Source organism: Methylocystis heyeri, assembly GCF_004802635.2.
Taxonomy (GTDB): domain Bacteria; phylum Pseudomonadota; class Alphaproteobacteria; order Rhizobiales; family Beijerinckiaceae; genus Methylocystis; species Methylocystis heyeri.
In genome coordinates, this window is sequence record NZ_CP046052.1 from 648,380 (window position 1) to 670,444 (window position 22,065).

The following is a 22,065-nucleotide window of genomic DNA, read 5'->3' on the forward strand; positions in this document are numbered from 1 at the left end:
GGGTTTCGCCAAGCCTGGCTGCGCTCGCAATGGCTAGGAAAAATGAGCAGTTCTTCGTTTGCACCGACGCCGGTGCTCAGGCCGCGTCTCCCTGATGCCGATCGTCTTCTCCCCTATCTGAGGCGGATAGACCAGAATCGCGTCTACGCCAATTTTGGTCCTCTGGCTCTGGAGCTCGCCGAAAGACTGGCCGCGCGCTTTTCGCTCAGCGGCGAGAACATAGTGACGGCGGCCTCCGGCACTGCGGCTCTGATCGGCGCGATACTCGGGACCGTCGGCAGGGCCGGCGGCGAGAGGCCGCTGGCGCTGGTTCCTGGCTTCTCATTCATCGCGACGGCTGTCGCCGCGGAAAGCTGCGGTTATGAAGTCGTTTTCGCGGACGTCGACGAACGCAGCGGGCTGCTCGAGCCCGCCGGGGCTTTGAACCATCCCTTGCTCGATCGCATAGGACTTGTCATCCCGGTAGGAGCGTTCGGGAAAGGCATCCCGCAATCCGGCTGGGTGGATTTCGGGGAAAAAACCGGCGTCGGGGTGGTCATCGACGGCGCCGCTTGTTTTGAAGCTATAGACCGCGCCCCAGGCGAGCTTCTCGGCGATATCCCCGTGGCGGTCAGTTTTCACGCGACCAAGAGCTTCGCCTCCGGCGAAGGCGGCTGCGCGATCGCCGGCGACGCCGACGCCGCACGCAACATCGTGCGCGCGCTCAATTTCGGGTTCTATGGCTCGCGGGAGTGCCGCGCGGCGAGCATAAACGGCAAGATGAGCGAATATCACGCCGCTGTCGGCCTCGCCGAGCTCGACGGCTGGAGCGAAAAGAGCAGGGCGCTGACGGCGGTGGCCGATCAATATCGAAAGAGCTTAAAAGAGGCCGGCCTCGACGGGCGATTCCTCGGCGCGCCCGAAACCGCCTCCTGCTATGCCTTGTTCGGCTGCAAATCCGCCCGCGAGGGCCAGGGATTGTCGGAATATCTCGAGGCCAGGGGGATCGGCGGGAGGTTCTGGTACGGCGGCGGCGGGCACAGGGAGCCTTATTTCGCTCCGCGTCCGGCCTTGCGCGTCGTCGAGGAAACCGCTGGGGCGCTGTTCGGCCTTCCCGTGGCGCCGGACCTCGAGCCCGAAAAAATCAGCGAGATCGTGAGCTGGATCGCCGCCTTCGAGAAGCTCGCCTAATCCCCATCCCCTTGTTTGAATTCGTCCAATTTGGACATGAATTTGTTTCGCGCGGACATGTCGTAATCGGGATAGTCGAACAGCTGAACCAGCGACAGGTGGCGGTGACGCACCTTAGTCGCCACCGCGGTTTCGTAACCGGCCTCGCGCATCAGCCGATCGAGCACGCTGTCCTGCGCCACACCCACTTCTTTAATCGCCTCGCTGCGAAGCATCAGCAGGCGTCCAGCCGGATTGTGCGGCCGGAACAGCGGCTTCCCCTCGGCGGATGAAACATCCTGTCCGCGCTCAGGGCTATCGGCCTTGATCAGCGCCCGCCAATGGGCCTCGTCCCGGTCTTCGCGCAGATGTTCGACCGCTGCCGGCTCGAGGAAATCCCGTTTGTCGATAGCGGAGCCCAACATGCCGAGGCGGGGGTTGGACTCCATGAGCGAGGTCATCCGCTCCAGCCAGCAGGGCTCGGCGTCTTCGACCACGACGTCGCTTTCGATATAGGCGAAATAGGGTCCCCAGCTTTCGAGCTCGCCGAACACCAGTTCGGCGAGCGCGTTCAAATTGTTCTGCGGCGAACGCAGGATTTTGTCGAACATGCCGCGCCGTTCGAAGCCGGCCAGGACCTTTTCGACGAGCGGATCGTCGGACGCCATGTCGACGAGGATGAATCTGCAGGGAATGCGCGTTCTCGCATACAGCGCGTCGAGACAGGCCCACAGATACAGCGGGCGGTTCCGGGATGAAATCAGAACGGTGACCGGTTTCGTCATCAAGCGCGCCGCTGGGGTTCCTTACCGCCTTATGCCTGTCGGGCGGCGTCGGGGCAAATGGATTCGCCCCGACGGTTGATCTCCTGGGGCGATTGTCCTACAAAGTTTAGGTCAATTGTCCTACTGCGCGGAGTCGGTTTCTCTCCACGACGGAGGTTCGATGAAAGGGAGCCATATGGGCGCCAGCGACACGCGCCGGCAGATCGTGGAAGCCGCCGACCGGCTGTTCTACGAGCGCGGGTTCGAGGCGACGTCATTTGCGGACATCGCCGAGGCGGTCGGCCTCTCTCGGGGGAATTTTTATTATCACTTCAAGGCCAAGGACGAGATCCTGGCGGCTGTGATTGAAAGGCGCGCCGCGAAGACCCACGCGATGCTCCGCGAATGGGAGGGCGCGAGCGAGTCTGCCCGTGAACGCATTCGCGCCTTTGTTCATATTCTCATCGCCAACAAGACCATGATCATGGCGCACGGCTGCCCGGTAGGGACGCTGTGCAGCGAACTGGCGCGGCTGGAACATGTCGCGAAAAACGACGCGTCGGGCATTCTTTCCCTGTTTCGCGATTGGCTGGCGCGCCAATTCGCAGCGCTCGGCCGTCAGGCGGAGGCCGATGCGCTCGCCCTGCATATTCTGATGCGCAGCCAGGGCGTCGCCGCCCTCGCTGCCGCTTTCCGCGACGAGGAGTTTATTCGCCGCGAGGTCGAGGCCATGGAGGCATGGCTGGAAAACCAATGCGCCGCGGCCTCTTCGCTCAAGTCCCGCCCGCGCCTGTGAAGGAGGTTTTAATGTTCGTCGTAACTTTGAGATTAGTCGACAAAACCAAAGCGCCGCAGTTCATGGAGCAGCATAACGCCTGGATCAGACGCGGTTTCGACGAAGGCGTCTTTCTGCTGGCCGGCGGTCTTCAGCCCAACGCCGGCGGCGCTATTCTCGCCCATGATGTTTCTCGAGCTGAAATTGAAGCGCGCATACAGGGAGATCCCTTCGTCGCGCATGGCGTGGCGCGCGCCGACATTCTCGAAATCGCGCCGGGGCGGACCGACGACCGCCTCGCCTTCCTGAAAGCCTAAAGCGATGAGCGCGACCATCGTCGGCACCGACGGGCGTCCTCGCTGCCGCTGGTGCGCGGCGGCCCCCGAATTCCTCGCCTATCATGATAGAGAATGGGGGTTTCCCGTCGCGGACGATCGCAGATTGTTCGAGAAGCTGTGCCTGGAAGGTTTTCAATCCGGCCTGAGCTGGCGCACAATTCTCGCCAAGCGCGAGAACTTCCGCGCCGCCTTCCAGGGGTTCGATTTCGACGCAATCGCGACTTTTGGCGAAGCCGATGTGGAGCGCCTGTTGAAGGACGAAGGCATCGTGCGCCATCGCGGCAAGATCGCCGCTGTCGTCAACAATGCGCGGCGAGCGCAGGAGCTCGTGAGGCAGGAAGGCTCGATCGCGGCCTATGTCTGGCGTTTCGAGCCCAAAGCAGATGAGCTTTCGTCGTCCCAGACGGCTTCCGTCTCGGCATCGTCAATTGCAATGTCGAAGGACCTCAAGAAGCGCGGATGGGCCTTCGTCGGGCCGACGACCGTCTACGCCTTCATGCAGGCGATGGGTTTGATCAACGATCACGCCGAAGGCTGCGTCGTGCGCGAAGAAGCCGCGCGGGCGAGAAACCAATTCAAGCGCCCGGCGGACGGTTTCGTTTAATCCGCAGATGGGATAGGAGAGCGCTAATTCCCTTTGAAAAACAGGAAACGGATAGACATGAAGTGTCCCAAATGCGGTTCGGAATACGCTTATCAGGACGGGTCCTTGTGGACTTGTCCCGAATGCGCGCATGAATGGAACGAAGCCGAGGGCGCGCAAGAAAATCCAGCGCAGGACGAAGGCGTGCGCGACGCCAACGGCAATCAGCTTGCGAACGGCGATTCAGTTACGCTGATCAAGGATTTGAAGGTCAAGGGATCGTCGTCGACGGTTAAGAGCGGGACCAAGGTCAAGAACATCCGCCTGGTCGAGGACGCCGTGGACGGTCACAATATCTCCTGCAAGATCGACGGCATCGGCGCGATGTATCTGAAGTCGGAATTTGTCAGGAAGGCCTGATCGGTCGGCTTGGCCGGCTCCGAGCCGATCAGCCATCGCATAATGGCGTAGGCGCCGGGACCAATGAAAAAGCCCGTTAGAACACGGCTGACGCCTTGATCTAACGGGCTCTTTGTTGGTTGCGGGGGCAGGATTTGAACCTACGACCTTCAGGTTATGAGCCTGACGAGCTACCGGGCTGCTCCACCCCGCGCCAATACCGTATATGTAGGCGAAGCGCCGCCGAACGCAAGCTGCAACGCAGAATTAAGCCGCGAGATCGGCCACCACCGCATCGAGAACCGGGAAGCCTTCCGAGCTCACGCGCAAGCGGTTTTCGCGGGTGATCTCGACGAGGCCGTCGCCGATCAGCTCGGAGATGCGGGACTGCGCCAGCGGCTTGCCGGCGACGAGGAAATAGCGCTGCGGATCGATGCCTTCGCGCAGGCGGAGCCCCATCAGCAGGAACTCGTCGCCCTGCTGCTCGGCGCTGAGCAGATCGTCCTCGACGAGGCCGTGGCCCTCGGTCTCCACGCAGGTCAGCCACATTTCGGGGTGGCGCTCCGCAGCCTGCGCGCGCCTGCCGCGCGCCGTGTTCAGACGGCCATGCGCGCCCGGCCCGATCCCGGCATATTCGCCATAGCGCCAGTAAACCAGATTGTGCCGGCATTCCGAGCCCGGCCGGGCATGGTTCGAGACCTCGTAAGAGGGCAGGCCGGCCCGCGCGGTCGCTTCCTGCGTCACGTCCCACAGCGCCCGTTGCAGGTCCATGTCCGGCAGCGCGAGCTTGCCGGCGTTGAACATGCGCTCGTACATCGTGTCCGGCTCGATGGTGAGCTGATAGAGCGAGAGATGCTCCGGGGCGTAGGCGAGGGCGAGATCGAGCTCCTTGCGCCAGCTCGCCGCGGTCTGGCCCGGGCGGGCGTAGATGAGATCGAAGGAAGTGCGTTCGAAAACGGAATTGGCGACGCCGAGCGCGGCCAGGGCTTCCGCCACCGAATGCTGACGGCCGAGGCTCTTGAGGTCGAAATCGCTCAAGGCCTGGATGCCGAGCGAGACCCGATTGACGCCCGCGGCCTTGAAGCTGCGAAAGCGCGAGGCTTCGACGCTGGTCGGATTGGCTTCGAGCGAGACCTCGACATCCTTGGCGACGGTCCAGCGCTTGGCGATTTCATCCAGGATCGCCGCGACCGTGCCGGGAGACATCAGCGAGGGCGTGCCCCCGCCGAAAAAGACCGAGCGGACCTCCCGGCCCGGGGCCAGTGATGCACGATGCGCGATCTCCACGCGAAAGGCGTCGACGAAGCGGTCTTCGTCGACGTCGCCACGGCGAACGTGGCTGTTGAAATCGCAATAGGGGCATTTCGACAGGCAGAACGGCCAGTGGACGTAAACGCCGAAGCCTGGGTCGAATGCATTCCGAATCGTCGCGGCCATGTTTCCTTATGGCACGGCCAGCGCGAAAGGTCATCACGGACCCGGGCGAGGCCTCTCGTTTCTGGCGATTTCCGGTTGAAGACGGTTCAATCGGCGAGGCAGGCCTTGGCCAGCGCCTGAAAGGCGCGCGCCCGATGCGACAAAGCGATGGAGCCGTCGTCCGGCATGGCGTGCTTTTCCGCCGACATCATCTCGCCGAAGGTTTTGTCGAGCCCGTCGGGCAGGAATATCGGATCGTAGCCGAAGCCCTTGGTTCCGCGTGGCGGAAACAGCAGCACGCCGTCGACGCGTCCTTCGAACTCCTCGACATGGCCGTCGGGCCAGACGATGGCGAGCGCGCAAATGAAATGCGCCGCAAAGGGCGGCTCGGCCTCGCGCTCCTTCAACTCGCGTTCGACGCGCGCGATCGCCGCCGCGAAATCGCGGTTCTCGCCGCCCCAGCGCGCCGAATAGACGCCCGGAGCGCCGTCCAGCGCGTCGACGCAAAGCCCGGAATCGTCTGCGAAGGCGGGCAGTTGCGCCGCCTCGGCCGCGGCTTTCGCCTTGAGCAAGGCGTTGCCGCGAAAAGTGGTCTCGGTTTCGTCGGGCTCGGCCAGGCCGAGTTCACCTGCGCTCACCGCGTCGACGCCATGCGGCCCGAGAAGCTGCTGCAGCTCCCAGAGTTTTCCGGGATTGTGCGAGGCGATGACGAGGCGGCCCTCGATCTTGCGCGCGCTCACGCCAGCGCCGCTTTCTGCAAGGCGACCAGATCGGCGACGCCTTTTTGCGCCAGCTCCAGCAGCGATTGAAGCTCCTGCGGAGAGAATACCGAGACTTCCGCGGTCGCCTGGATCTCGACGAGGCCGCCGGAGCCGGTGATCACGAAATTGGCGTCGGTCTGGGCCGTCGAGTCTTCGGCGTAGTCGAGGTCGGTGATCGGCTTGCCGTTGAAGATGCCGCAGGAAACCGCCGCGACATGGTCCCGCAGCGGGTTCTCCTTGATGATGGAGCGCGAGCGCATCCATTCGAAACAGTCGCGCAAGGCCAGCCAGGCGCCGGTGATCGAAGCCGTGCGCGTTCCGCCGTCGGCCTGGATCACGTCGCAGTCGATCATGATCTGGCGCTCGCCGAGTTGGGGGAGGTTGGTCACGGCGCGCAAGGAACGGCCGATCAGTCGCTGGATTTCCTGCGTGCGGCCCGAGGGCTTGCCCGAGGTGGATTCCCGCTTGGTGCGGGTGTGGGTGGCGCGGGGAAGCATGGCGTATTCGGCCGTCACCCAGCCGCGCCCCTGGCCCCGCAGCCACGGCGGCGGCTTGTCCTCGAGCGTCGCCGTGCAGAGCACATGGGTGGAGCCGAATTTCACCAGACACGAGCCTTCCGCATAGCGGGCGACCCCGCGCTCGAAGCTGACCGGACGCATTTCGTCGAAAGCGCGTTTGCTGGGACGCATAAAACCTGAGGCTCCTGAAGTGGGTGTGAAGCTTTCTAACGCGCTTTTCCCGGCGATGGAAGCGGAGGCGGGGAAAGGCGCGCTTGCTGCGCTGCGGCGTAATGCGTCCTGGTTTCGCCTTGCGCTTCAACCGGTCTGGTGGGACGATCCGATGAACTAAGGAGCCGACCAACGGCGCCCTCGAGGACGCCTTCGCCGTATGCAAAGGGCTGCGTCGACATTCCGGCTCCGATGAAGGGAGCAGGCCATGGGTGCAAACGCAAATGACCACGGCAGAAGAATTGGGGGGCCGCGACTCGTCGCCCTGATCGGCCCCTTCCAAAGCGGCAAATCAAAACTGTTCGAGGCTCTGCTGGCCCGGGTCGGGGCGGCGCGGGAAGGCGTCGCGGCGGCGGATTTGAGCCCCGAAGCCAAAGCCCATCAGATGAGCGTCGAGGCCAATATCGGCCATGCCGATTATCTCGGCGATCAATACACTTTCATCGACATCCCCGGATCGCTGGAGTTCTCGCACGAGGCCCGCTACGTGCTGCCTCTGGTCGACGCGGCCGTCGTCGTCTGCGAGGCCGATCCGCGCAAGGTCTTCTCGCTTCAGCTCGTGCTGCGCGAACTCGAGGAGCTGAAGGTTCCGCATTTTCTTTTTCTCAACAAGGTGGACTCTGCGGCTTTCGGCGTTCGCGAGGCGCTGGCCATGCTCCAGCCGGCGTCGCGCACGCCGCTGCTGTTGCGCCAGATTCCGATATGGAAGAACGGCGTCGCCATCGGCTTCATCGATCTCGCGCTCGAGCGCGCCTATGTCTATCGCGAACACGCCCCTTCGGAAGTTGTCGCAATCCCCGCGGGCGACGCGGCCCAGGAGAAGGAAGAGCGCTACTCCATGCTGGAGAGGCTGGCCGACTATGACGACCATCTGATGGAGGAGCTGATCGCGGAAATCGAGCCGCCGCGCGACGAAGTGTTCGACGACCTCGCCAAGGAGCTGCAGGCGGGACAAGTCGTTCCGCTGTTCATCGGATCGGCGCTGCGCGGCGCGGGCGTGACGCGCCTGCTGAAAGCCCTGCGACACGAGGCCCCCGGCGTCGTCCAGACCCGCGCGCGCCTCGGCGTCGCGGACAAGGGGCCGCCGCTCGCCCGCGTCCTGCGCACGATCCACACCACCCATGGCGGCAAGCTTTCGCTCGCCCGGGTGCTGCGCGGGACTTTCGTCGACGGTCAGGCGGCGCTGTCTCCCGGCGGCGAAGACAAGATCAGCGGCTTCTCCCGCCTTCTCGGGGGGGCCGTCTCCAAGCGCAGCGAAGCCTCCGAAGGCGATACGCTGGCCTTCGGCCATCTGGAAAACGCGGCGACCGGAGACAGCCTGAGCGGCGATCCGCGCTCCGGCGCCAAAGACGCCGTGCGCTCCTCGATCGCGCCGCCGGCGCCGGTGCATGCGCTCGCCCTGAAGGCCAAGGACCGAAAGGACGAGATGAAGCTCGCCAGCGCCATAGCCAAGCTCGTCGATGAAGACCCGGCGCTGGTCTATGTCCACGATCAGGCCATGTCCGAGATCAAATTGCTGGGGCAGGGCGAGATGCATCTGCGTGTGGCGCTCGAGCGTCTGGCGTCGCGCTTCGGCGTCGCGGTCGAGGCCCTCAGGCCGGCGGTGGCCTATAAGGAGACTATCCGCAAAAGCGTCGCGGTGCGCGGCCGCCACAAGAAGCAATCGGGCGGGCATGGACAGTTCGGCGATGTCGCGCTGGAGGTCGCCCCGCGACCTCGCGGCTCGGGTTTCGCCTTCTCCGAGCGCGTGCATGGCGGCGCGGTGCCGAGGCAGTATTTTTCCTCGGTCGAGGCCGGATGCGCAGACGCGCTCGCCCATGGTCCCTTGGGCTTTCCCGTTGTCGATGTCGAGGCGGTGCTGACCGACGGCTCCTATCACACCGTCGACTCGTCGGACATGGCCTTCCGGACGGCGGCGCGCATCGGCATGAGCGAGGCGCTCGCGCTCGGCGACTCTGTGCTGCTGGAGCCGATGCTGGCGGTCACGATCTACACGCCGAGCGAGGGCATGTCGCGCGCCACCGGCATCGTCTCGGGAAGGCGGGGCCAGATCCTGGGGTTTGGCCCGCGCGAAGGCTGGGACGGCTGGGACCGGCTGGAGGCGATCATTCCCGAGGCCGAGATGGACAACCTGATCGTGGAGCTGCGCTCGGCGACGGCCGGGGCGGGCTTCTACGAGGCCCGCTTCGACCATCTCGCCGAGGTGACGGGGCGCCTCGCGCGTGAGGTCGTCGCCGCCCACGGCGGGAGGGCTCACACCGCGGCGTGAGGGGCGGTTAGACGGCGGGGTAGGGGCGACGACCGTTTGGCGTGAGTCGCCCCGACCTTCCCCGAGCGCGGGAGGTTGCCGCGCGGGATGCGGCGGCGTGAAATACGCAAAAACCCTAGATCAACCACCCCCCGCGTGGGCGACAGGCGCGGGGAAATAACGGGGGCGCAATCAGTTGCAGCCGCTGCCGCAATCGGCGACGGCGGGTTGGGCGGTCAGGGTCGAGACGGCCGCGACGCCGCCGGTCAGGGCCAGAGCGAGCAGGGCGAGGGCGAGCAATTTGCGCATGAAGGGCTCCTAAATCAGTTGCCGCCGTCGTTGCCGCTTAGATCCGCCAGGGCCGGGGCCGCCGTCATCGTCGAGACGGTGCCCACGCCTCAAAGAAAGTTCGCACAGAGGCAAAGCACGTTGGCCGGACTAGCTAGTTGGTCACAGCTCCAAGGGGAGTCGTTCGGCGGCGCTAATTTCGCAGCGACGCACGTGCCGGCCCCTTCTGGGGTTGTCCACCTAGTTGCGTCTCTACAAAACTGACCACAAGTGGCCATCCCGTTATTACCAGCCTTCCAAAAAAGTTTTAGCTTGGATTTGTTGGCGTCTTCCAGAAGCTTAATTCTTGTATCTAGGGCATCTATTTGTTTCGAGTTAGTTGAGGTTGAGCTGCTTAGCAGGTCTAATTGACTCTGAATGTTATGCAATGTCCCTTCGATGCTTGCTATTCTATCATCAGGTGTTATCAGTCTTGATATACCGATTAATGGAATTGTTATGCTTTGAGCATCTGTGGCAATAGTTACAAGTCCTTCCGGAAATGTCTTGCTTACATCATGTGTTTTCTGATCAGTAACCATATGCGGATTTCGATCGCAAGTTACCGTTACATTACTACCAGATGCCAATTGGAACGGTTTTTTGATGTCAGTCTGATCCTTGTAGCTGACAGAGCAAACTGCAACTCTTTTTATTAATCCAGATGGGTCAAGAAGATTCGAGTCAGCACTAACTATAACGCTGCTAAACGTAATGTTGCCTGGGCCATTCCAGACAAATGAAGAGCTGAACGAATTTTCTACATAAGTTAGAGATTTCAAGTGGAACTGTGTCGAGTCATAACATGCCTTCAAAGCGTCAACGGACTGCTGAGATACGATCTGACTCTGCTGTATTCCCATAGAACTAAGGTATTCCTTACCGTAATGTCCATGGCATTGCTTTTCCTGTTCTTCTTGTATTTCTTGTTCACTTGCTTGTGCTTTTCCTGAAAACACGTTGTAGCTTGCTTCGATTTGAGCTGCTCGTGCTCCGCTTTGTTTTCTATATTTTTCTGAGCAAAATGACGCCATATTTATTTGTTCAGTGGTGAGCTGGCTGTAATTGTAATTGGTATTATAATTTATATATTTCAGTATATCTTCACATCCTCCTGCCTGTGCGGCTGCTGGAATAATAACATATATTAATGTCGCTACTGCTCCTAATAAAGTTTTGTTCATTGCTCTCCACTCCAATTAGCTGCTTCCGGGCAGTGCCAGAGCGTCGCTACCCGTTCGGTCTCCATTGATGGATTGCGACAGCTTCGACTGGATGGCGCGAGCGTGTCAAGGGAGACCCGAGAAGCCTCTTGGGCGACAGCAGCATTCGCGAATCGAACGAGCATCGCATCTCAAGTCTAACCCTTTTCGGTCTTGGGTATATATGATAATATCCCTTATATAACAAAGGCATGCGCTCTCGCTCATTTATGATGGGCCTTATACGACTTCTGGCGCGCGATCACCCGGAGCGTAGGAATAGCGAATGACCAGGCCGGGCGTGGGTGTTGGAAACGTCACGCGGTTACGGTTTCAGCTCATGGTCAAACGCTGGTCGAGGTGCCCGAAGTGAGCATCACCCTCTTGCCGTGCAAAAGCGGGGGCACAAGGCGCAAGATAGGGCTGTATTTCACCCCACCCCGCCGCTTTGCGGCGACCCTCCCCCCTCGTCCAGAGGAGCCCGCATAGCGGGCGTCTCGAAGGACGGGGAGGACAAATGATCCTCGCCCTTCGAGACGGCCTCTTTCGATGCCTCCTCAGGGCGAGGGGTTCTGCAAGATCAACTGCGCCGCTTCCCCCTCACCAGCGTAGGAAGCGGGGGCCGAGCGCATAGCCCGCCGCGACCACCATGGCGATCGCGAGCGAATACCAGGTCGCGCCGAAAAGAGGGCTGTCGTCGGTGCAGTGAAACGCATAAAGCGCCGCGCCGATGCTGCTCGCCAGAAGTCCCGCCGCGGCGCCCGCGATTCTCGTATTCGAGGGCGCTCCCCGGCGCAGCGCCAGAAAGAGGCAGAACAGCGGCCCGGCCGAAAGCAAGGGGATCAGCACGAGGCAATATCTGGCGTAGTGCCCGATCAGTTTCGGCCACCAGCTCGACATCGGCGAAAGCGAGAGTTCCGCAATCACGCCCAGCCCGAGCAAGGCGGGTCCCGCGAGAAGCGCCCATCCCCAGACGCCGACGGATTGGCCGGGAACGCCCAATCGCGGCAGGACCTTAGCGCTGGTTACGACCAGCGCCAGCGTGACCGCCACCTTCAGCCAAAGCCGCGGCGTGGCGGCCGCTGCGGCGAGATCCGGCCTCAAATGGATGGCGGAAAAGAAAAGCAGCGCCGCCAGTGAGGCTCCCGCGAGCAGCGAGATTGCAAAGATCAGGGAGAAACGAGCCTGCCGCGCGGCGTTGTCGGCGACGAGGGCGTTGATCAGATCTTCCGTTTTCATTGGCCGTCTCCCCGATAAAGGGACGCGAGCGCCTTGATCGCTCTGTGCAACGCCACTCTCACCGCCCCTTCGCTCATGGCCAGCCGATCGGCGGTTTCCTTTATCGAACGCCCCTCCATCGACAGGGAGCGCACCAGGTCGCGCTGACGGGGCCCAAGCTGTTCAAGCATTCGATCGAGATCGCTCCGGTCCATGGAATTGCCGTCGCTCGGGGCGGGCAGAATTTCCGCCATGTCGTCGATCGGCAGGTTGACGCCGTTGCCCCGGCGGCGGCGCGCATCGATCAGCTTGTTCCGGGCTATCGCCATGATCCATGGCGCGATCGGCCGCTCGGGGTCCCATGTGTGCCGTTTGAGATGGATCGCGAGCAAGGTCTCCTGCACCACATCCTCGGCCTCTCCGCCGTCGAGGCCAATGCGGGCGCATTTGCGGCGGGCGGCCGATCGCAGGACCGGAGCCAGAGATTCCAGAAACCGGCGATAGGCGTCGTCGTCGCCTCCAATCGCCTCGCGCATCAGGCGCGCCCATTCTTCGGCTTCTCCATCTGAGTGCAAGCGCCGCTCCATTCCTCGTTCGAAGCCGCGCCTTTGTTACATCAGCCTGCCGCCGACGGTCCAGAATTCTGCGCGCCGCCCATGTAACGGCCGGGCGCGGCTGCGCGAAGAGGTTGTTGCGCCTCGTCGGCCAAGGCCGGATCGGGGCGCTCTTCGATTGTGGAAGAAATTTCTCGGGAGAAAGACAATGAAAGTGAGAATAGTTTCGGGCGCCGCGGCGGCCAGCGCGGCCATCGCCTTGGCTTTGAGCGGCATGGCGGCGACTCCCGCCGCCGCCAAGAAGGCGGCCAAGACCGTCCATTGCACGGGCGGCAACGCCTGCAAGGGAATGAGCGCCTGCAAGAGCGCCAACAACAGCTGCAAAGGACAGAACTCCTGCAAGGGGCAGGGGTGGACGCGGGCGAAATCGAAGGCCGCCTGCGAAAAGTCTGGCGGCGCCGAAGGTTGATCGACAGCCGGGCGGGCGCGCGAAAGTCCGCCCGGCTCTTCTATTGGAAAAACTGGGGTTCTTCGAGAGTAATCAAATCTTTACCCGGTGTGGGCGATCGTTGCCCCGTTCCGGCGCGAGGGGCGCCGTTCGCCATTTGCGGGTTAAAGTCGAAGAGCCATGAGCAGTTCGGTGCGTGCGTCTCTTTCAGCGTCCGATCGTCGCGAGTCGGCCTCGCCCAGGCGGGCGCCGATTCTGCCGCCCGATCGCCTCATCTCCCAGCCGGCGGTCATCTCCGGGGTTCTGCTGTTCGACTTCGCGGCTGTCGCGGGCGCCGGAATCGCCGCTCACGCCGCCTGTTCCTGCGACGGGACCTTTCAATTCGCGCTCGTCAATTCGCTGGCCGCCGCCGCCGGCGCCCTCACGATTCTCGGCGCGCGCTGGACCTATACGATACGCGCCCTCGGCTCCGTGGTCCGACAGGCCGTCGATCTCGCTCTCGCCCTGACGCTGTCGCTCGCGGGCCTGATCGTGCTCGGCGCGCTGACCGAGGTCTATTCGGCGGGGGAAAAAACCTGGCTGTTCGACTGGCTTCTCGCCGCCTGGGCGATCTGCGTGGCCGTGCGTTTCTTTCTCGCCAGAGCCCTGGCCGATTGGGCGGCTGAAGGCCGTCTGGCGCGCCGCGCGGTGATCGTCGGCGGGGGCGAGCCCGCCAATGAACTCATCGAGCGCCTGGACAAGACCGCAAGCGAGACGATCCAGATTCTCGGCCTGTTCGACGATCGCGACAGGGAGCGCTCTCCCGAAACGGTCGGTTCCTATCGCAAGCTGGGACGCTTCGACGATCTCGTGAGCTTTTGCCGGGAACAGCGCGTAGACCTCCTGATCATCGCGCTCCCGATCACGGCGGAGGATCGGATTCTCTACATCCTAAGGAAATTATGGGTGTTGCCGATCGATGTCCGCATCGCTGCCCTCGACAGTAAGCTGAGGCTGCGCTCGCGCGTTTACAATTATATCGGCGACGTTCCGTTCCTCCCGATATTCGACCGGCCGATGTCGGACTGGAACGTGGCTTTGAAGTCGATAGAAGACCGTCTCCTCGCCACGATTGCGCTCGTGCTGCTCTCGCCGGTCATGGGCCTGATCGCCCTCGCCGTGAAGCTCGACTCGCGCGGACCCGTGCTGTTCAAGCAGGTCCGTTACGGCTTCAACAACGAGAAGATCGAGGTCTACAAGTTCCGCTCGATGTATGTCGACAGGCTCGACGCCGGCGGGGCCAGGCTCGTCACGCGCAACGACTCGCGCGTCACCCGCGTCGGCTATTTCATCCGCAGAGCCTCGCTGGATGAACTGCCTCAGCTTTTCAATGTCGCGTTCAAGGGCAATCTGTCCCTGGTCGGCCCGCGCCCGCACGCCTTGCAATCGACCGCCGGAAACCGTCTCTATGACGAGGTCGTCGACGGCTATTTCGCGCGCCACCGCGTCAAGCCGGGCATAACCGGCTGGGCGCAGATCAACGGCTGGCGCGGGGAAACCGACACCGAGGAAAAGCTGGAACAGCGCATCGCGCACGATCTCTTTTATATCGAGAACTGGTCGATGCTGTTCGACCTGCGCATTTTGTTCGCGACGCCTGTCGCCCTGCTCTCCGCCAAGAACGCTTACTGAGGGAGAGGGGCGGCGCCGCTCCCGCGCTGGGTGGCGACGAACCGCGCGCCGCAGTTTTTGCGCCACTGCTTAAAATTTACACGTCCAACCTTCTTCCAGCCAATTTCAAGAGCGTTTCCAGCCGAAGTGGATGCCGGTTCGGCGTGGGAAACGCGTTAAAACAAAAACTCCGTCAATGAGATCTGGAGCGCGTTCGACTGCGTTTGAACCGAACGTGCTCAATCAGGCCGCGTGAATGATATCGGCGTCCGCGATTGCCTGCCAGACGCCCCCTAAGCCGCCTGTCCCCGGCAAGGCGCCAGACGCGCCGCAACCTTGGCGTGGCCGATCAGCGGCAGCAGGGCGGCGAGTTCCGGGCCGGTCTCTTTTCCGGTGAGCGCCAGCCGCAAGGGATGAAACAGGGCGCGGCCCTTGCGCCCGGTGAGCGCCTTGATAGCGGCAGTCCACTGGCCCCAGATTGTGCCGTCCCACGGCTCGGCCGGCAGCAGCTCGAACGCCCTTGCGAGCATCTCCTCGTCCTCGCGAACCGGCTCGATCTCTCCCTCGACCACCCGCCACCATTCCAGAACGTCGTCGAAACGCGACAGGTTGGAGCGCACCGCAAGCCAGAAGGGCTCGGCCTTGAAGCCCACGATGTCATGGGCGGACAGACGCTCGCGGACGTCCTCGTAATGAAGCAGGGCGAGCGTCCGATGGGTGAGGGGCGCGAGATCGCCGGGATCGAAACGGGCCGGGTTGCGCGAGACATGGGCGAGATCGAAATGGCTCGCCAGCTCCTCCAGCGTGCGGACCGCGCGCACGGCCTCGGAGGAGCCTGTCAGCGTCGCCAGGGCGGCGACGGCGAGCGGCTCGTACCCTTCCTCGCGCAGCGAGGCGATCGACAATGAGCCGGTGCGCTTGGAGAGGCCTTCTCCCTCCCCCGAAACCAGAAGATTGTGGTGAGCGAAGACGGGAACCGGCTCTTCGGGGGCCAGCGCCTCGAAGAGCTGGATCTGCACCGCCGTATTGGTGACGTGATCCTCGCCGCGGATGATGTGGCTGATCCCGAGTTCTATGTCGTCGACGATCGAGGGCAGGGTGTAGAGAAAGCTGCCGTCCTCGCGGATCAGCACGGGGTCCGACAGCGAAGCGCAATCTATATGGGACGGGCCGCGGATGAGATCGGCCCATTCGACCGTCTTGCGCTCCAGCAGGAAACGCCAGTGCGGACGCCGGCCCTCCGCCTCCCAGCGGGCGCGGTCCTCCCCCGAAGCGTTCAGGGCCGCGCGATCGTAAACCGGGGGCAGCCCGCGCGCCTGGCTGATCTTGCGCCTTTTCTCCAGCTCCTCCTGCGTCTCCCAGCAGGGGTAGAGCCGCCCCATAGCGCGCAGGCGCTCCGCCGTCGCTTCGTAAGAGGAGGTCCTCTCCGACTGCCGCAAAGTGACCTGCGGCGCGATCCCGAGCCAGGCGAGATCGATCTCGATGCCTTCCGCGAAAGCCGCTGTCGATCTTGCGAAATCGGTGTCATCGAAACGCAGCACGAATCTTCCATTGTGCGTCGCGGCAAAGAGATAGTTGAACAGCGCCACGCGCGCGTTTCCAATGTGGATGCGGCCGGTGGGCGAGGGGGCGAATCTTACTACTGGAGTTGTCATGAGCAAGCTTCAACAGGGGCTTTGGGAGCATTCGCGGCGGGAGCCGCGCTTCGCTTCCCCACCCTTTTGCCAAGACGGCGCGCAAATGTCAGGCGGAATATTAGGACTCCCCCGTCCCGGACTCCGCCCAAAGGAACGCCCCGAAACCGCCGCCGGCGGGAGCCGCCATGCGGTTCTCCCGCGGGATGAGATCGCCAACCCCCCGGGATTGCTGCGCCTTCAGCACGCCATGGCCGAATGGGAGCCATCCGCGTCGCCTTTTGAAACCCAGCCGCGGCAAGCCCTGAGACACTGAGCCTGACGGGACCGTCCAGATGACGATTGTTGCTTATATATGCGCCATTTGGTGTTTGGCGCTTCTGGTGCTGAATTTTTCCGCCGTTTTCGTCACGGCTCGCAAATGCCGCGCCCGTTCGCGCAACATGCCGGCTGCTGAAAACGCTCCTCCGGTTTCGGTGATACGTCCCTTGCGCGGCGTGGAGACCTTCAGCGAGGAGACCCTGCGCGCCTCCTTCGAGTTCGATTACCCCCATTACGAGCTGCTTTTCTGCGTCCAGAATTCCCACGACCCGATCATTCCCATGGTCGAGGGGATGATGGCCGAATATCCCTCCATTCCGAGCCGACTGCTGATCGGCGACGATTATGTGAGCGTCAATCCCAAGCTGAACAATTGCGTGAAGGGCTGGGACGCCGCCAGATACGACTTCGTCGTGCTGGCCGATTCCAACGCCCTGACGCCGCGCGACTATATCCAGACCATGCTGGCCGGGTTCCGGGACGACGACACCGCCATGGTCGTTTCGATGCCGATAGGCTCGCAGCCGGACGGCTACTGGGCCCATGTCGAATGCGCGATTCTGAACACGTTCCAGGCGCGGTGGCAGTACGGGGCCGAGGCGATCGGCATCGGTTTCGCTCAGGGCAAGAACATGATGTGGCGGCGGGAGGTGCTCGACCGCGCCGGCGGCATACGCGCCCTCGGTTCGGACATCGCCGAGGATGCAGCGTCGACCAAGATCATCCGCGCCCAGGGCATGAAGATTCGCCTCGTCGACATGCCCTTCGAGCAGCCGCTCGGGCGGCGCACCGCGCGGGAGGTTTATTCGCGGCATGTGCGCTGGGCGCGCCTGCGCCGGGTGACTTTCCCGGGCTATTTCCTTCCCGAGTTCCAGAACGGCAGCTTCCTGCCGGTCGTCCTAGGGGCCTATTCCGCGCTTCTGTTCGAGGCCGATGCGGCCCTGACCGCCGGCGCGATCCTGACGTCGCTCTACGCTGCGGAATTCGCGCTGGCGCGGGTTTGCGGATGGGCGTTCGATTGGCGCTTCCCCTTTGCCCTGCTGATGCGCGACGCGCTGCTGCCCGCCATGTTCGTCGACGCTTGCCTGTTCGACGATTTTGTTTGGCATGGCAACGCCATGACCGTGCGGGAGGGAACCGAAACCACGGCCGGATAGTCGGCCGGAAATTTCGGCGCAAAAAAAGCGCGGGGCCTTCGCCTCGCGCTATTTTTTGGTGTGCCGATTGGAGCCTGCCTTTATTCCGCGGCCGCCTGCCGCTTGGCCCCGCGCGCGAGACGCTCGGACTTGAGCAGTTCCGCGACCAGGAAGGCCACTTCGATCGCCTGTTCGGCGTTGAGGCGCGGATCGCAATAGGTGTGGTAGCGGTCTCTCAGATCATTTTCCGAGATGGCCCGGGCGCCGCCGGTGCATTCGGTGACATCCTTGCCGGTCATTTCGAGATGAATGCCGCCCGCATAGGTTCCCTCCGCCTGATGGACGGAGAAGAAGTTACGGATTTCCGACATTATGCGGTCGAAGGGACGGGTCTTGTAGCCGCTGGCGCTGATGGTGTTGCCGTGCATCGGATCGCAGGACCAGATCACGCTTCTGCCTTCGCGCGCTACGGCGCGGATCAGGCTCGGCAATTTGTCCTCGACCTTGTCGGCCCCGAAGCGGCAGATCAGGGTTAGGCGGCCCGGAGCGTTCTCCGGATTGAGGAGATCGATCAGTCTCAGCAGTCCGTCCGGCGACAGGCTGGGGCCGCATTTCAGACCGAGCGGGTTCTTCACGCCTCGCAAATATTCGATATGCGCGCCGTCCGGCTGACGGGTGCGGTCTCCGGCCCATAGCATGTGGCCCGAAGTGGCGTAGTAGTCGCCGGTGGTGGAGTCGACCCGCGTCAGGGCCTGCTCATATCCCAGCAGCAGGGCCTCGTGAGAGGTGTAGAAATCTGTTTGACGCAGCTCCGGATGGTGCTCGGGATCGAGGCCGATCGCGCGCATGAAGCCGAGCGTTTCCGTAATATGGTCGGCCAGCTTCTGATAGCGTTCCGATTGCGGGCTGTTCATGACGAAGCCCAGCATCCAGCGATGGGCGTTCTCGAGGTTGGCGAAGCCGCCCGCCGCGAAGGCCCGGATGAGATTCAGGGTCGCCGCCGACTGGCGATAGGCCAGAAGCTGCCGCTCCGGATTGGGAACGCGGGCGGTTTCGGTGAACTCGATGTCGTTGATGATGTCGCCGCGATAGCTCGGAAGCTCCTTATCGCCCTGTTTCTCGGTGGGCGAGGAACGCGGCTTCGCGAATTGCCCGGCGATGCGGCCGACCTTGACCACGGGAGAAGCGGCGGCGAAGCTCAGCACGACCGCCATCTGCAGGAACACGCGGAAGAAATCACGGATGTTGTCGGCGCTGTGCTCGGAGAAAGATTCGGCGCAATCGCCGCCCTGAAGCAGGAAAGCCTTGCCGGCTGCGACATCCGCCAGGGCGCGGGTGAGGTTGCGCGCCTCGCCTGCAAAAACGAGCGGAGGAAAACCGGCCAGCTGCCGCTCGACGTCGGCGAGGGCCTCCTGGTCGCGATAGACCGGCGTCTGCTCGATCGGCTTGCTTCTCCAGCTGCTGGGGCTCCAACGTTCCAATGTTCCAAACTCCACTGATCGAGCCGCGCCGGGCGTTGCGCGGGCGGCGCGCCAGAACGAATCGCCAAAAAAGCCGTAAGACTTTCAATCGGGAATTCGCATGGCGTTGTTGGCGCGGCGCGACTTCACCCCGCGCGCGGATTTCAAGCGAGCGGATTGCGCGCTTGGGCGCTTATATAGGAATGGTCGCGTTCTGGCGAGATTTTTACAGCAGTTCGGCGCCTCAGGCTTGACAGGAGCCCATCGCCCCCGGGCGCCTTATTTGGCCCGGCTGCGTCGAAGCGGCTATAAACGCCCGTGATCACGCCGCCAGAGGACCAAATGCCCTTTATTTTATCGCAGATGCTTGAAGCCTATCGCTGGATCGGCGCCCTGGTGGTTCTTTGCGTTCATGCGACAAACACATTCGTCAGCCTCGCCGACATCATGTCGGCCCCCCATGCCCCGCAGGTCTATGTGTGGTGGTTTTTCATGAGCTTCGAGCTCGGCCATCAGCTCGTGCTCGGGTTTTTCGTCATGTCGGGCTATCTCGTGGGCGGGGCCGTTCTCGCCAACCTCGCGAAAGGCAAGGATTTTCTGCGCGAGTATTTCATCCACCGCTTCGCACGGATTTATATCGTTATCGTTCCCGCGCTGGTTCTCACCTTCGTCGCCGACACTATCGGGCGCAACCTGCCCGTTCCAGTTTTCTACGACCTGCCGCTGTTCCGCGGCCATTTCGGCGCCGACATATTTGTCGCCAATATTTTCAATCTTCAGGAAATCGTCAGCATATTCTACGGCACCAACAGCCCCTTGTGGTCGCTCGCCTGCGAATTCTGGTATTATATTTGTTTTCCTTTGCTGCTTCTTCCGCTGGCGCGCAATTATCCCACCGCCCTGCGCTATGGCGGCTTCGCGATAGGTCTCACGATCTTCCTGTACTTCGCTTTCGCTTCGCCATGGTTTCGCTTCGGCTTCGTCATTTGGGTCGTCGGCGCGCTCGCGTCCCTGCCGAAGCGTCCGTTGATAGCATCGCGCTGGTTCGCGCTCGGACTTTATTTCGCCGCGCTGGTTCCGATCAGGCTGCTGGTCAGAGGCCCGTTGCTCGCCTCGCATCCCTGGCTGCAGGACATTGCGGATCTCGCCGGATCGATCGCGCTCGCAAATCTGATGCTGACCGTACGCCATTCTCCGGATTTGGGCTGGAATCTGCTGCGACCGCACTTTCACAGAACGCTCGCGGATTTTTCCTTTTCGCTCTACAGCATCCATATGCCCTTGCTGATACTGTGGCGTGCGGTCGCCGACTCCGTCATGGGACCGGAGTGGGCCAAACAATTGGCCAGTCCGGCGCATTGGGGCCTGCTCGGGGTCGTTGTCTCCAGCGTGGTCGTGACAGCCTATGGGTTTTCGCGTCTCACCGAGGCCCATACGGGCGCGGCGCGGCGCAGGCTCAGCGAGATCCTGCCGCGCCTGGCTCTCGCCCGTGCGGCTTGAGATTTTGGAGCGGGTGCGACCCTGTTCAGTCTGAATGCGTTCGCAAGAGCGCGGCAGGCGCAAGGGCCGCAAGCGCGGCTCCGCCCGAGACGATCCCGGATCTGGGCCAGACCCAGAAATCGGGCGCCGGAGGAGACATCGCGTCCTGCAGCAGCAGGCGATAATCCTGGCGAGAAACCTCCTTGGCCCCGAGCGAAGCGAGATGAGTAGTCAGAAATTGCGTGTCCAGAAGCCGGAAGGAACCGGCGCGCAGGCGCGCCACGAGATGGGTCAGCGCGACTTTGGAGGCGTCGGCTTCGCGGTGGAACATGCTTTCCCCGAAAAAGGCCGCGCCCAGCGCCACGCCGTACAAGCCGCCGACGAGGCGGCCCCCGCGCCAACATTCCACCGTGTGGGCCACCCCGAGGTCGAACAGGGCGCGATAGAGGCGGCGGATCTGCCCGTTGATCCAAGTGCTTTCCCGGTCGGGCGCGGGGGCCGCGCAAGCCTCGATTGTCGCGTCGAAATCGAAATCGACCCGCACCTCGAAGCGATCGGATCGCACGGTCTTGGCGAGGGAGCGGGAGACCCTGAACTCGTCGAGCGGAAAAATTGCACGCTCTTCGGGCTCGACCCAGAACAGGTCTTCGTCATCGGCGCTGTCCGCCATCGGAAAAAGACCGAGCGAATAGGCGCGCAGCAATATTTGCGGGGTGATCTCGAAGCTGGGGGCGGCGCGGGACATGGAGGGATTCTATCGCATTTGCGCCATTTGGCGAGGGGCGCGGCGAGGGTTCTTGTGTTGCCGAAATCGCTCCCCGTTGTTGAAAAGCAGGATATCCCTTGGTATGAGCAGCTACCTCGCTCGCGCCGGAATATCTTTTCGCTATTAAGGGCGCTTTTCGATTCAGTAGCGCGGTTCGCAGGTCGAGGTCAGTCTACCCCCTCCGCTGTTATTCTTCCTCCAAGGATATCGACTTATGATCTACCGCCTGATTAACGGTCTGTCCGATGCAGCCGGTTTTTCCCAACGGACGGGGCGGGGGGTGTTTCGGCTTTCGCTAGAGACTCTCATCGTGCAATCGGGGTTGTTCGACGCGAATTGGTATATCCTGGACAATCATGACGTGCGCGATTCCGGTATGAATCCGCTCCATCATTTTTGCGCCTTCGGGGATCGCGAAGGGAGGTCGCCCGGGCCTGCATTCAATAGCGCCGCCTATGCGGAGGCTTGGGCGGACGTGGCGTCCTCGAACATGGGTATGCTCGAGCATTATTTGAGGATAGGGCGTGACCTTGGCCGACAAGCTCCGGAGTTTTCGCGCGATTTTCTGCAGCAATGCGATTTTCGTGAAAAGATCCATGCTTCGGGATTGTTCGACGTCCAATGGTACCGCGACCATAACCCCGACCTTAGAGATCCATCGATCGACGTTTTGACCCACGTCGCCAGTTTCGGGGCCAAAGAAGGAAGA

20 protein-coding genes and 1 tRNA gene are annotated in these 22,065 nt (G+C 62.5%); 10 read left to right on the plus strand and 11 right to left on the minus strand.

What is annotated here, in order from left to right; genetic code table 11:
• Nucleotides 1-42 precede the first annotated feature (42 nt).
• Nucleotides 43-1,170 (plus strand): DegT/DnrJ/EryC1/StrS family aminotransferase, encoded by a 1,128-nt coding sequence (locus tag H2LOC_RS02805; protein WP_136494997.1) that lies wholly within the window; start codon nt 43-45, stop codon nt 1,168-1,170.
• On the opposite strand, the gene H2LOC_RS02810 is transcribed toward H2LOC_RS02805, so the two are convergent.
• A complete protein-coding gene (locus tag H2LOC_RS02810) occupies nt 1,167-1,934 on the minus strand; it encodes a glycosyltransferase family 2 protein (protein ID WP_136494998.1) in 768 nt (255 codons plus the stop codon). The two genes, H2LOC_RS02805 and H2LOC_RS02810, sit on opposite strands and share 4 nt — an antisense overlap.
• Nucleotides 1,935-2,109: 175 nt before the next feature.
• Here H2LOC_RS02810 and H2LOC_RS02815 point away from each other — a divergent pair, with 175 nt between their 5' ends.
• The 4 genes from H2LOC_RS02815 to H2LOC_RS02830 are packed head-to-tail and all read left to right on the plus strand — an operon-like array spanning nt 2,110 to nt 4,029.
• Nucleotides 2,110-2,709, plus strand: a complete 600-nt coding sequence (locus tag H2LOC_RS02815) for a TetR/AcrR family transcriptional regulator (RefSeq protein ID WP_136496970.1) — start codon at nt 2,110-2,112, stop codon at nt 2,707-2,709.
• Nucleotides 2,710-2,720: 11 nt separating this feature from the next.
• On the plus strand, nt 2,721-3,005 hold the full coding sequence (locus H2LOC_RS02820; protein WP_136494999.1) for a YciI family protein: 285 nt from the start codon (nt 2,721-2,723) through the stop codon (nt 3,003-3,005).
• 4 nt (nt 3,006-3,009) lie between these two features.
• A complete protein-coding gene (locus H2LOC_RS02825) occupies nt 3,010-3,630 on the plus strand; it encodes a DNA-3-methyladenine glycosylase I (protein WP_136495000.1) in 621 nt (206 codons plus the stop codon).
• 57 nt (nt 3,631-3,687) lie between these two features.
• Entirely contained in the window at nt 3,688-4,029 is a 342-nt protein-coding gene (locus H2LOC_RS02830; RefSeq protein ID WP_136495001.1) for a zinc ribbon domain-containing protein YjdM, read from the plus strand.
• Between the two features lie 116 nt (nt 4,030-4,145).
• On the opposite strand, the gene H2LOC_RS02835 is transcribed toward H2LOC_RS02830, so the two are convergent.
• The 4 genes from H2LOC_RS02835 to rph form a co-directional block, all read right to left on the minus strand.
• Nucleotides 4,146-4,222, minus strand: a tRNA-Met gene (locus H2LOC_RS02835).
• Between the two features lie 53 nt (nt 4,223-4,275).
• Nucleotides 4,276-5,445: a radical SAM family heme chaperone HemW gene (gene hemW, locus H2LOC_RS02840; RefSeq protein WP_136495002.1), complete on the minus strand. Its 1,170-nt coding sequence runs from the start codon at nt 5,443-5,445 to the stop codon at nt 4,276-4,278.
• An 86-nt stretch (nt 5,446-5,531) separates the two neighbouring features.
• Complete coding sequence (gene rdgB / locus H2LOC_RS02845) at nt 5,532-6,164, minus strand: RdgB/HAM1 family non-canonical purine NTP pyrophosphatase (protein WP_136495003.1); 633 nt, start codon at nt 6,162-6,164, stop codon at nt 5,532-5,534.
• Nucleotides 6,161-6,874 carry a ribonuclease PH gene (gene rph / locus H2LOC_RS02850; protein WP_136495004.1) on the minus strand — a complete coding sequence of 238 codons (714 nt, stop codon included), beginning with the start codon at nt 6,872-6,874 and terminating at the stop codon, nt 6,161-6,163. The genes rdgB and rph overlap by 4 nt, the downstream gene beginning before the upstream one ends.
• Nucleotides 6,875-7,121: 247 nt before the next feature.
• Here rph and H2LOC_RS02855 point away from each other — a divergent pair, with 247 nt between their 5' ends.
• The gene (locus H2LOC_RS02855; protein ID WP_136495005.1) at nt 7,122-9,182 is read left to right on the plus strand and encodes an elongation factor G; all 2,061 of its coding nucleotides are present in this window, start codon (nt 7,122-7,124) and stop codon (nt 9,180-9,182) included.
• A gap of 377 nt (nt 9,183-9,559) precedes the next feature.
• On the opposite strand, the gene H2LOC_RS02860 is transcribed toward H2LOC_RS02855, so the two are convergent.
• The 3 genes from H2LOC_RS02860 to H2LOC_RS02870 form a co-directional block, all read right to left on the minus strand.
• Nucleotides 9,560-10,672, minus strand: coding sequence for a hypothetical protein (locus H2LOC_RS02860; protein WP_136495006.1), 1,113 nt, complete (start codon nt 10,670-10,672; stop codon nt 9,560-9,562).
• 618 nt (nt 10,673-11,290) lie between these two features.
• Nucleotides 11,291-11,929 (minus strand): NrsF family protein, encoded by a 639-nt coding sequence (locus H2LOC_RS02865; protein ID WP_136495007.1) that lies wholly within the window; start codon nt 11,927-11,929, stop codon nt 11,291-11,293.
• Nucleotides 11,926-12,483: a sigma-70 family RNA polymerase sigma factor gene (locus H2LOC_RS02870; RefSeq protein WP_281350546.1), complete on the minus strand. Its 558-nt coding sequence runs from the start codon at nt 12,481-12,483 to the stop codon at nt 11,926-11,928. Before H2LOC_RS02870 ends, H2LOC_RS02865 begins: the two co-directional genes overlap by 4 nt.
• A 187-nt stretch (nt 12,484-12,670) precedes the next feature.
• On the opposite strand from H2LOC_RS02870, the gene bufA2 reads away from it, so the two are divergent.
• Nucleotides 12,671-12,931, plus strand: coding sequence for a BufA2 family periplasmic bufferin-type metallophore (bufA2, locus tag H2LOC_RS02875; protein WP_136495009.1), 261 nt, complete (start codon nt 12,671-12,673; stop codon nt 12,929-12,931).
• 159 nt (nt 12,932-13,090) lie between these two features.
• Nucleotides 13,091-14,581 carry an undecaprenyl-phosphate glucose phosphotransferase gene (locus H2LOC_RS02880; RefSeq protein WP_136495010.1) on the plus strand — a complete coding sequence of 497 codons (1,491 nt, stop codon included), beginning with the start codon at nt 13,091-13,093 and terminating at the stop codon, nt 14,579-14,581.
• 272 nt (nt 14,582-14,853) lie between these two features.
• Here H2LOC_RS02880 and H2LOC_RS02885 read toward each other — a convergent pair whose 3' ends face one another.
• Entirely contained in the window at nt 14,854-16,215 is a 1,362-nt protein-coding gene (locus H2LOC_RS02885) for a glutamate--tRNA ligase (protein WP_136495011.1), read from the minus strand.
• A 314-nt stretch (nt 16,216-16,529) separates the two neighbouring features.
• Between H2LOC_RS02885 and H2LOC_RS02890 the strand changes: the two genes are divergently transcribed.
• A complete protein-coding gene (locus H2LOC_RS02890; protein ID WP_136495012.1) occupies nt 16,530-17,672 on the plus strand; it encodes a ceramide glucosyltransferase in 1,143 nt (380 codons plus the stop codon).
• An 80-nt stretch (nt 17,673-17,752) separates the two neighbouring features.
• Here the strand turns inward: H2LOC_RS02890 and H2LOC_RS02895 are convergent, their stop codons facing one another.
• The gene (locus H2LOC_RS02895) at nt 17,753-19,132 is read right to left on the minus strand and encodes a class II 3-deoxy-7-phosphoheptulonate synthase (RefSeq protein ID WP_154331554.1); all 1,380 of its coding nucleotides are present in this window, start codon (nt 19,130-19,132) and stop codon (nt 17,753-17,755) included.
• A gap of 321 nt (nt 19,133-19,453) precedes the next feature.
• Here H2LOC_RS02895 and H2LOC_RS02900 point away from each other — a divergent pair, with 321 nt between their 5' ends.
• Nucleotides 19,454-20,611, plus strand: coding sequence for an acyltransferase family protein (locus H2LOC_RS02900; RefSeq protein ID WP_136495014.1), 1,158 nt, complete (start codon nt 19,454-19,456; stop codon nt 20,609-20,611).
• 25 nt (nt 20,612-20,636) lie between these two features.
• Here the strand turns inward: H2LOC_RS02900 and aat are convergent, their stop codons facing one another.
• On the minus strand, nt 20,637-21,335 hold the full coding sequence (gene aat, locus H2LOC_RS02905) for a leucyl/phenylalanyl-tRNA--protein transferase (protein WP_136495015.1): 699 nt from the start codon (nt 21,333-21,335) through the stop codon (nt 20,637-20,639).
• Nucleotides 21,336-22,065: the final 730 nt, after the last annotated feature.

Excerpts from the sequence above, each read along its gene's own strand:
- H2LOC_RS02805 (WP_136494997.1), top strand. The coding sequence starts at position 43 with ATGAGCAGTTCTTCGTTTGCACCGACGCCGGTGCTCAGGCCGCGTCTC.
- H2LOC_RS02810 (WP_136494998.1), bottom strand. The coding sequence starts at position 1,934 with ATGACGAAACCGGTCACCGTTCTGATTTCATCCCGGAACCGCCCGCTG.
- H2LOC_RS02815 (WP_136496970.1), top strand. The coding sequence starts at position 2,110 with ATGGGCGCCAGCGACACGCGCCGGCAGATCGTGGAAGCCGCCGACCGG.
- H2LOC_RS02820 (WP_136494999.1), top strand. The coding sequence starts at position 2,721 with ATGTTCGTCGTAACTTTGAGATTAGTCGACAAAACCAAAGCGCCGCAG.
- H2LOC_RS02825 (WP_136495000.1), top strand. The coding sequence starts at position 3,010 with ATGAGCGCGACCATCGTCGGCACCGACGGGCGTCCTCGCTGCCGCTGG.
- H2LOC_RS02830 (WP_136495001.1), top strand. The coding sequence starts at position 3,688 with ATGAAGTGTCCCAAATGCGGTTCGGAATACGCTTATCAGGACGGGTCC.
- hemW (WP_136495002.1), bottom strand. The coding sequence starts at position 5,445 with ATGGCCGCGACGATTCGGAATGCATTCGACCCAGGCTTCGGCGTTTAC.
- rph (WP_136495004.1), bottom strand. The coding sequence starts at position 6,874 with ATGCGTCCCAGCAAACGCGCTTTCGACGAAATGCGTCCGGTCAGCTTC.
- H2LOC_RS02855 (WP_136495005.1), top strand. The coding sequence starts at position 7,122 with ATGGGTGCAAACGCAAATGACCACGGCAGAAGAATTGGGGGGCCGCGA.
- H2LOC_RS02860 (WP_136495006.1), bottom strand. The coding sequence starts at position 10,672 with ATGAACAAAACTTTATTAGGAGCAGTAGCGACATTAATATATGTTATT.
- H2LOC_RS02865 (WP_136495007.1), bottom strand. The coding sequence starts at position 11,929 with ATGAAAACGGAAGATCTGATCAACGCCCTCGTCGCCGACAACGCCGCG.
- bufA2 (WP_136495009.1), top strand. The coding sequence starts at position 12,671 with ATGAAAGTGAGAATAGTTTCGGGCGCCGCGGCGGCCAGCGCGGCCATC.
- H2LOC_RS02880 (WP_136495010.1), top strand. The coding sequence starts at position 13,091 with ATGAGCAGTTCGGTGCGTGCGTCTCTTTCAGCGTCCGATCGTCGCGAG.
- H2LOC_RS02885 (WP_136495011.1), bottom strand. The coding sequence starts at position 16,215 with ATGACAACTCCAGTAGTAAGATTCGCCCCCTCGCCCACCGGCCGCATC.
- H2LOC_RS02890 (WP_136495012.1), top strand. The coding sequence starts at position 16,530 with ATGACGATTGTTGCTTATATATGCGCCATTTGGTGTTTGGCGCTTCTG.
- H2LOC_RS02900 (WP_136495014.1), top strand. The coding sequence starts at position 19,454 with ATGCCCTTTATTTTATCGCAGATGCTTGAAGCCTATCGCTGGATCGGC.
- aat (WP_136495015.1), bottom strand. The coding sequence starts at position 21,335 with ATGTCCCGCGCCGCCCCCAGCTTCGAGATCACCCCGCAAATATTGCTG.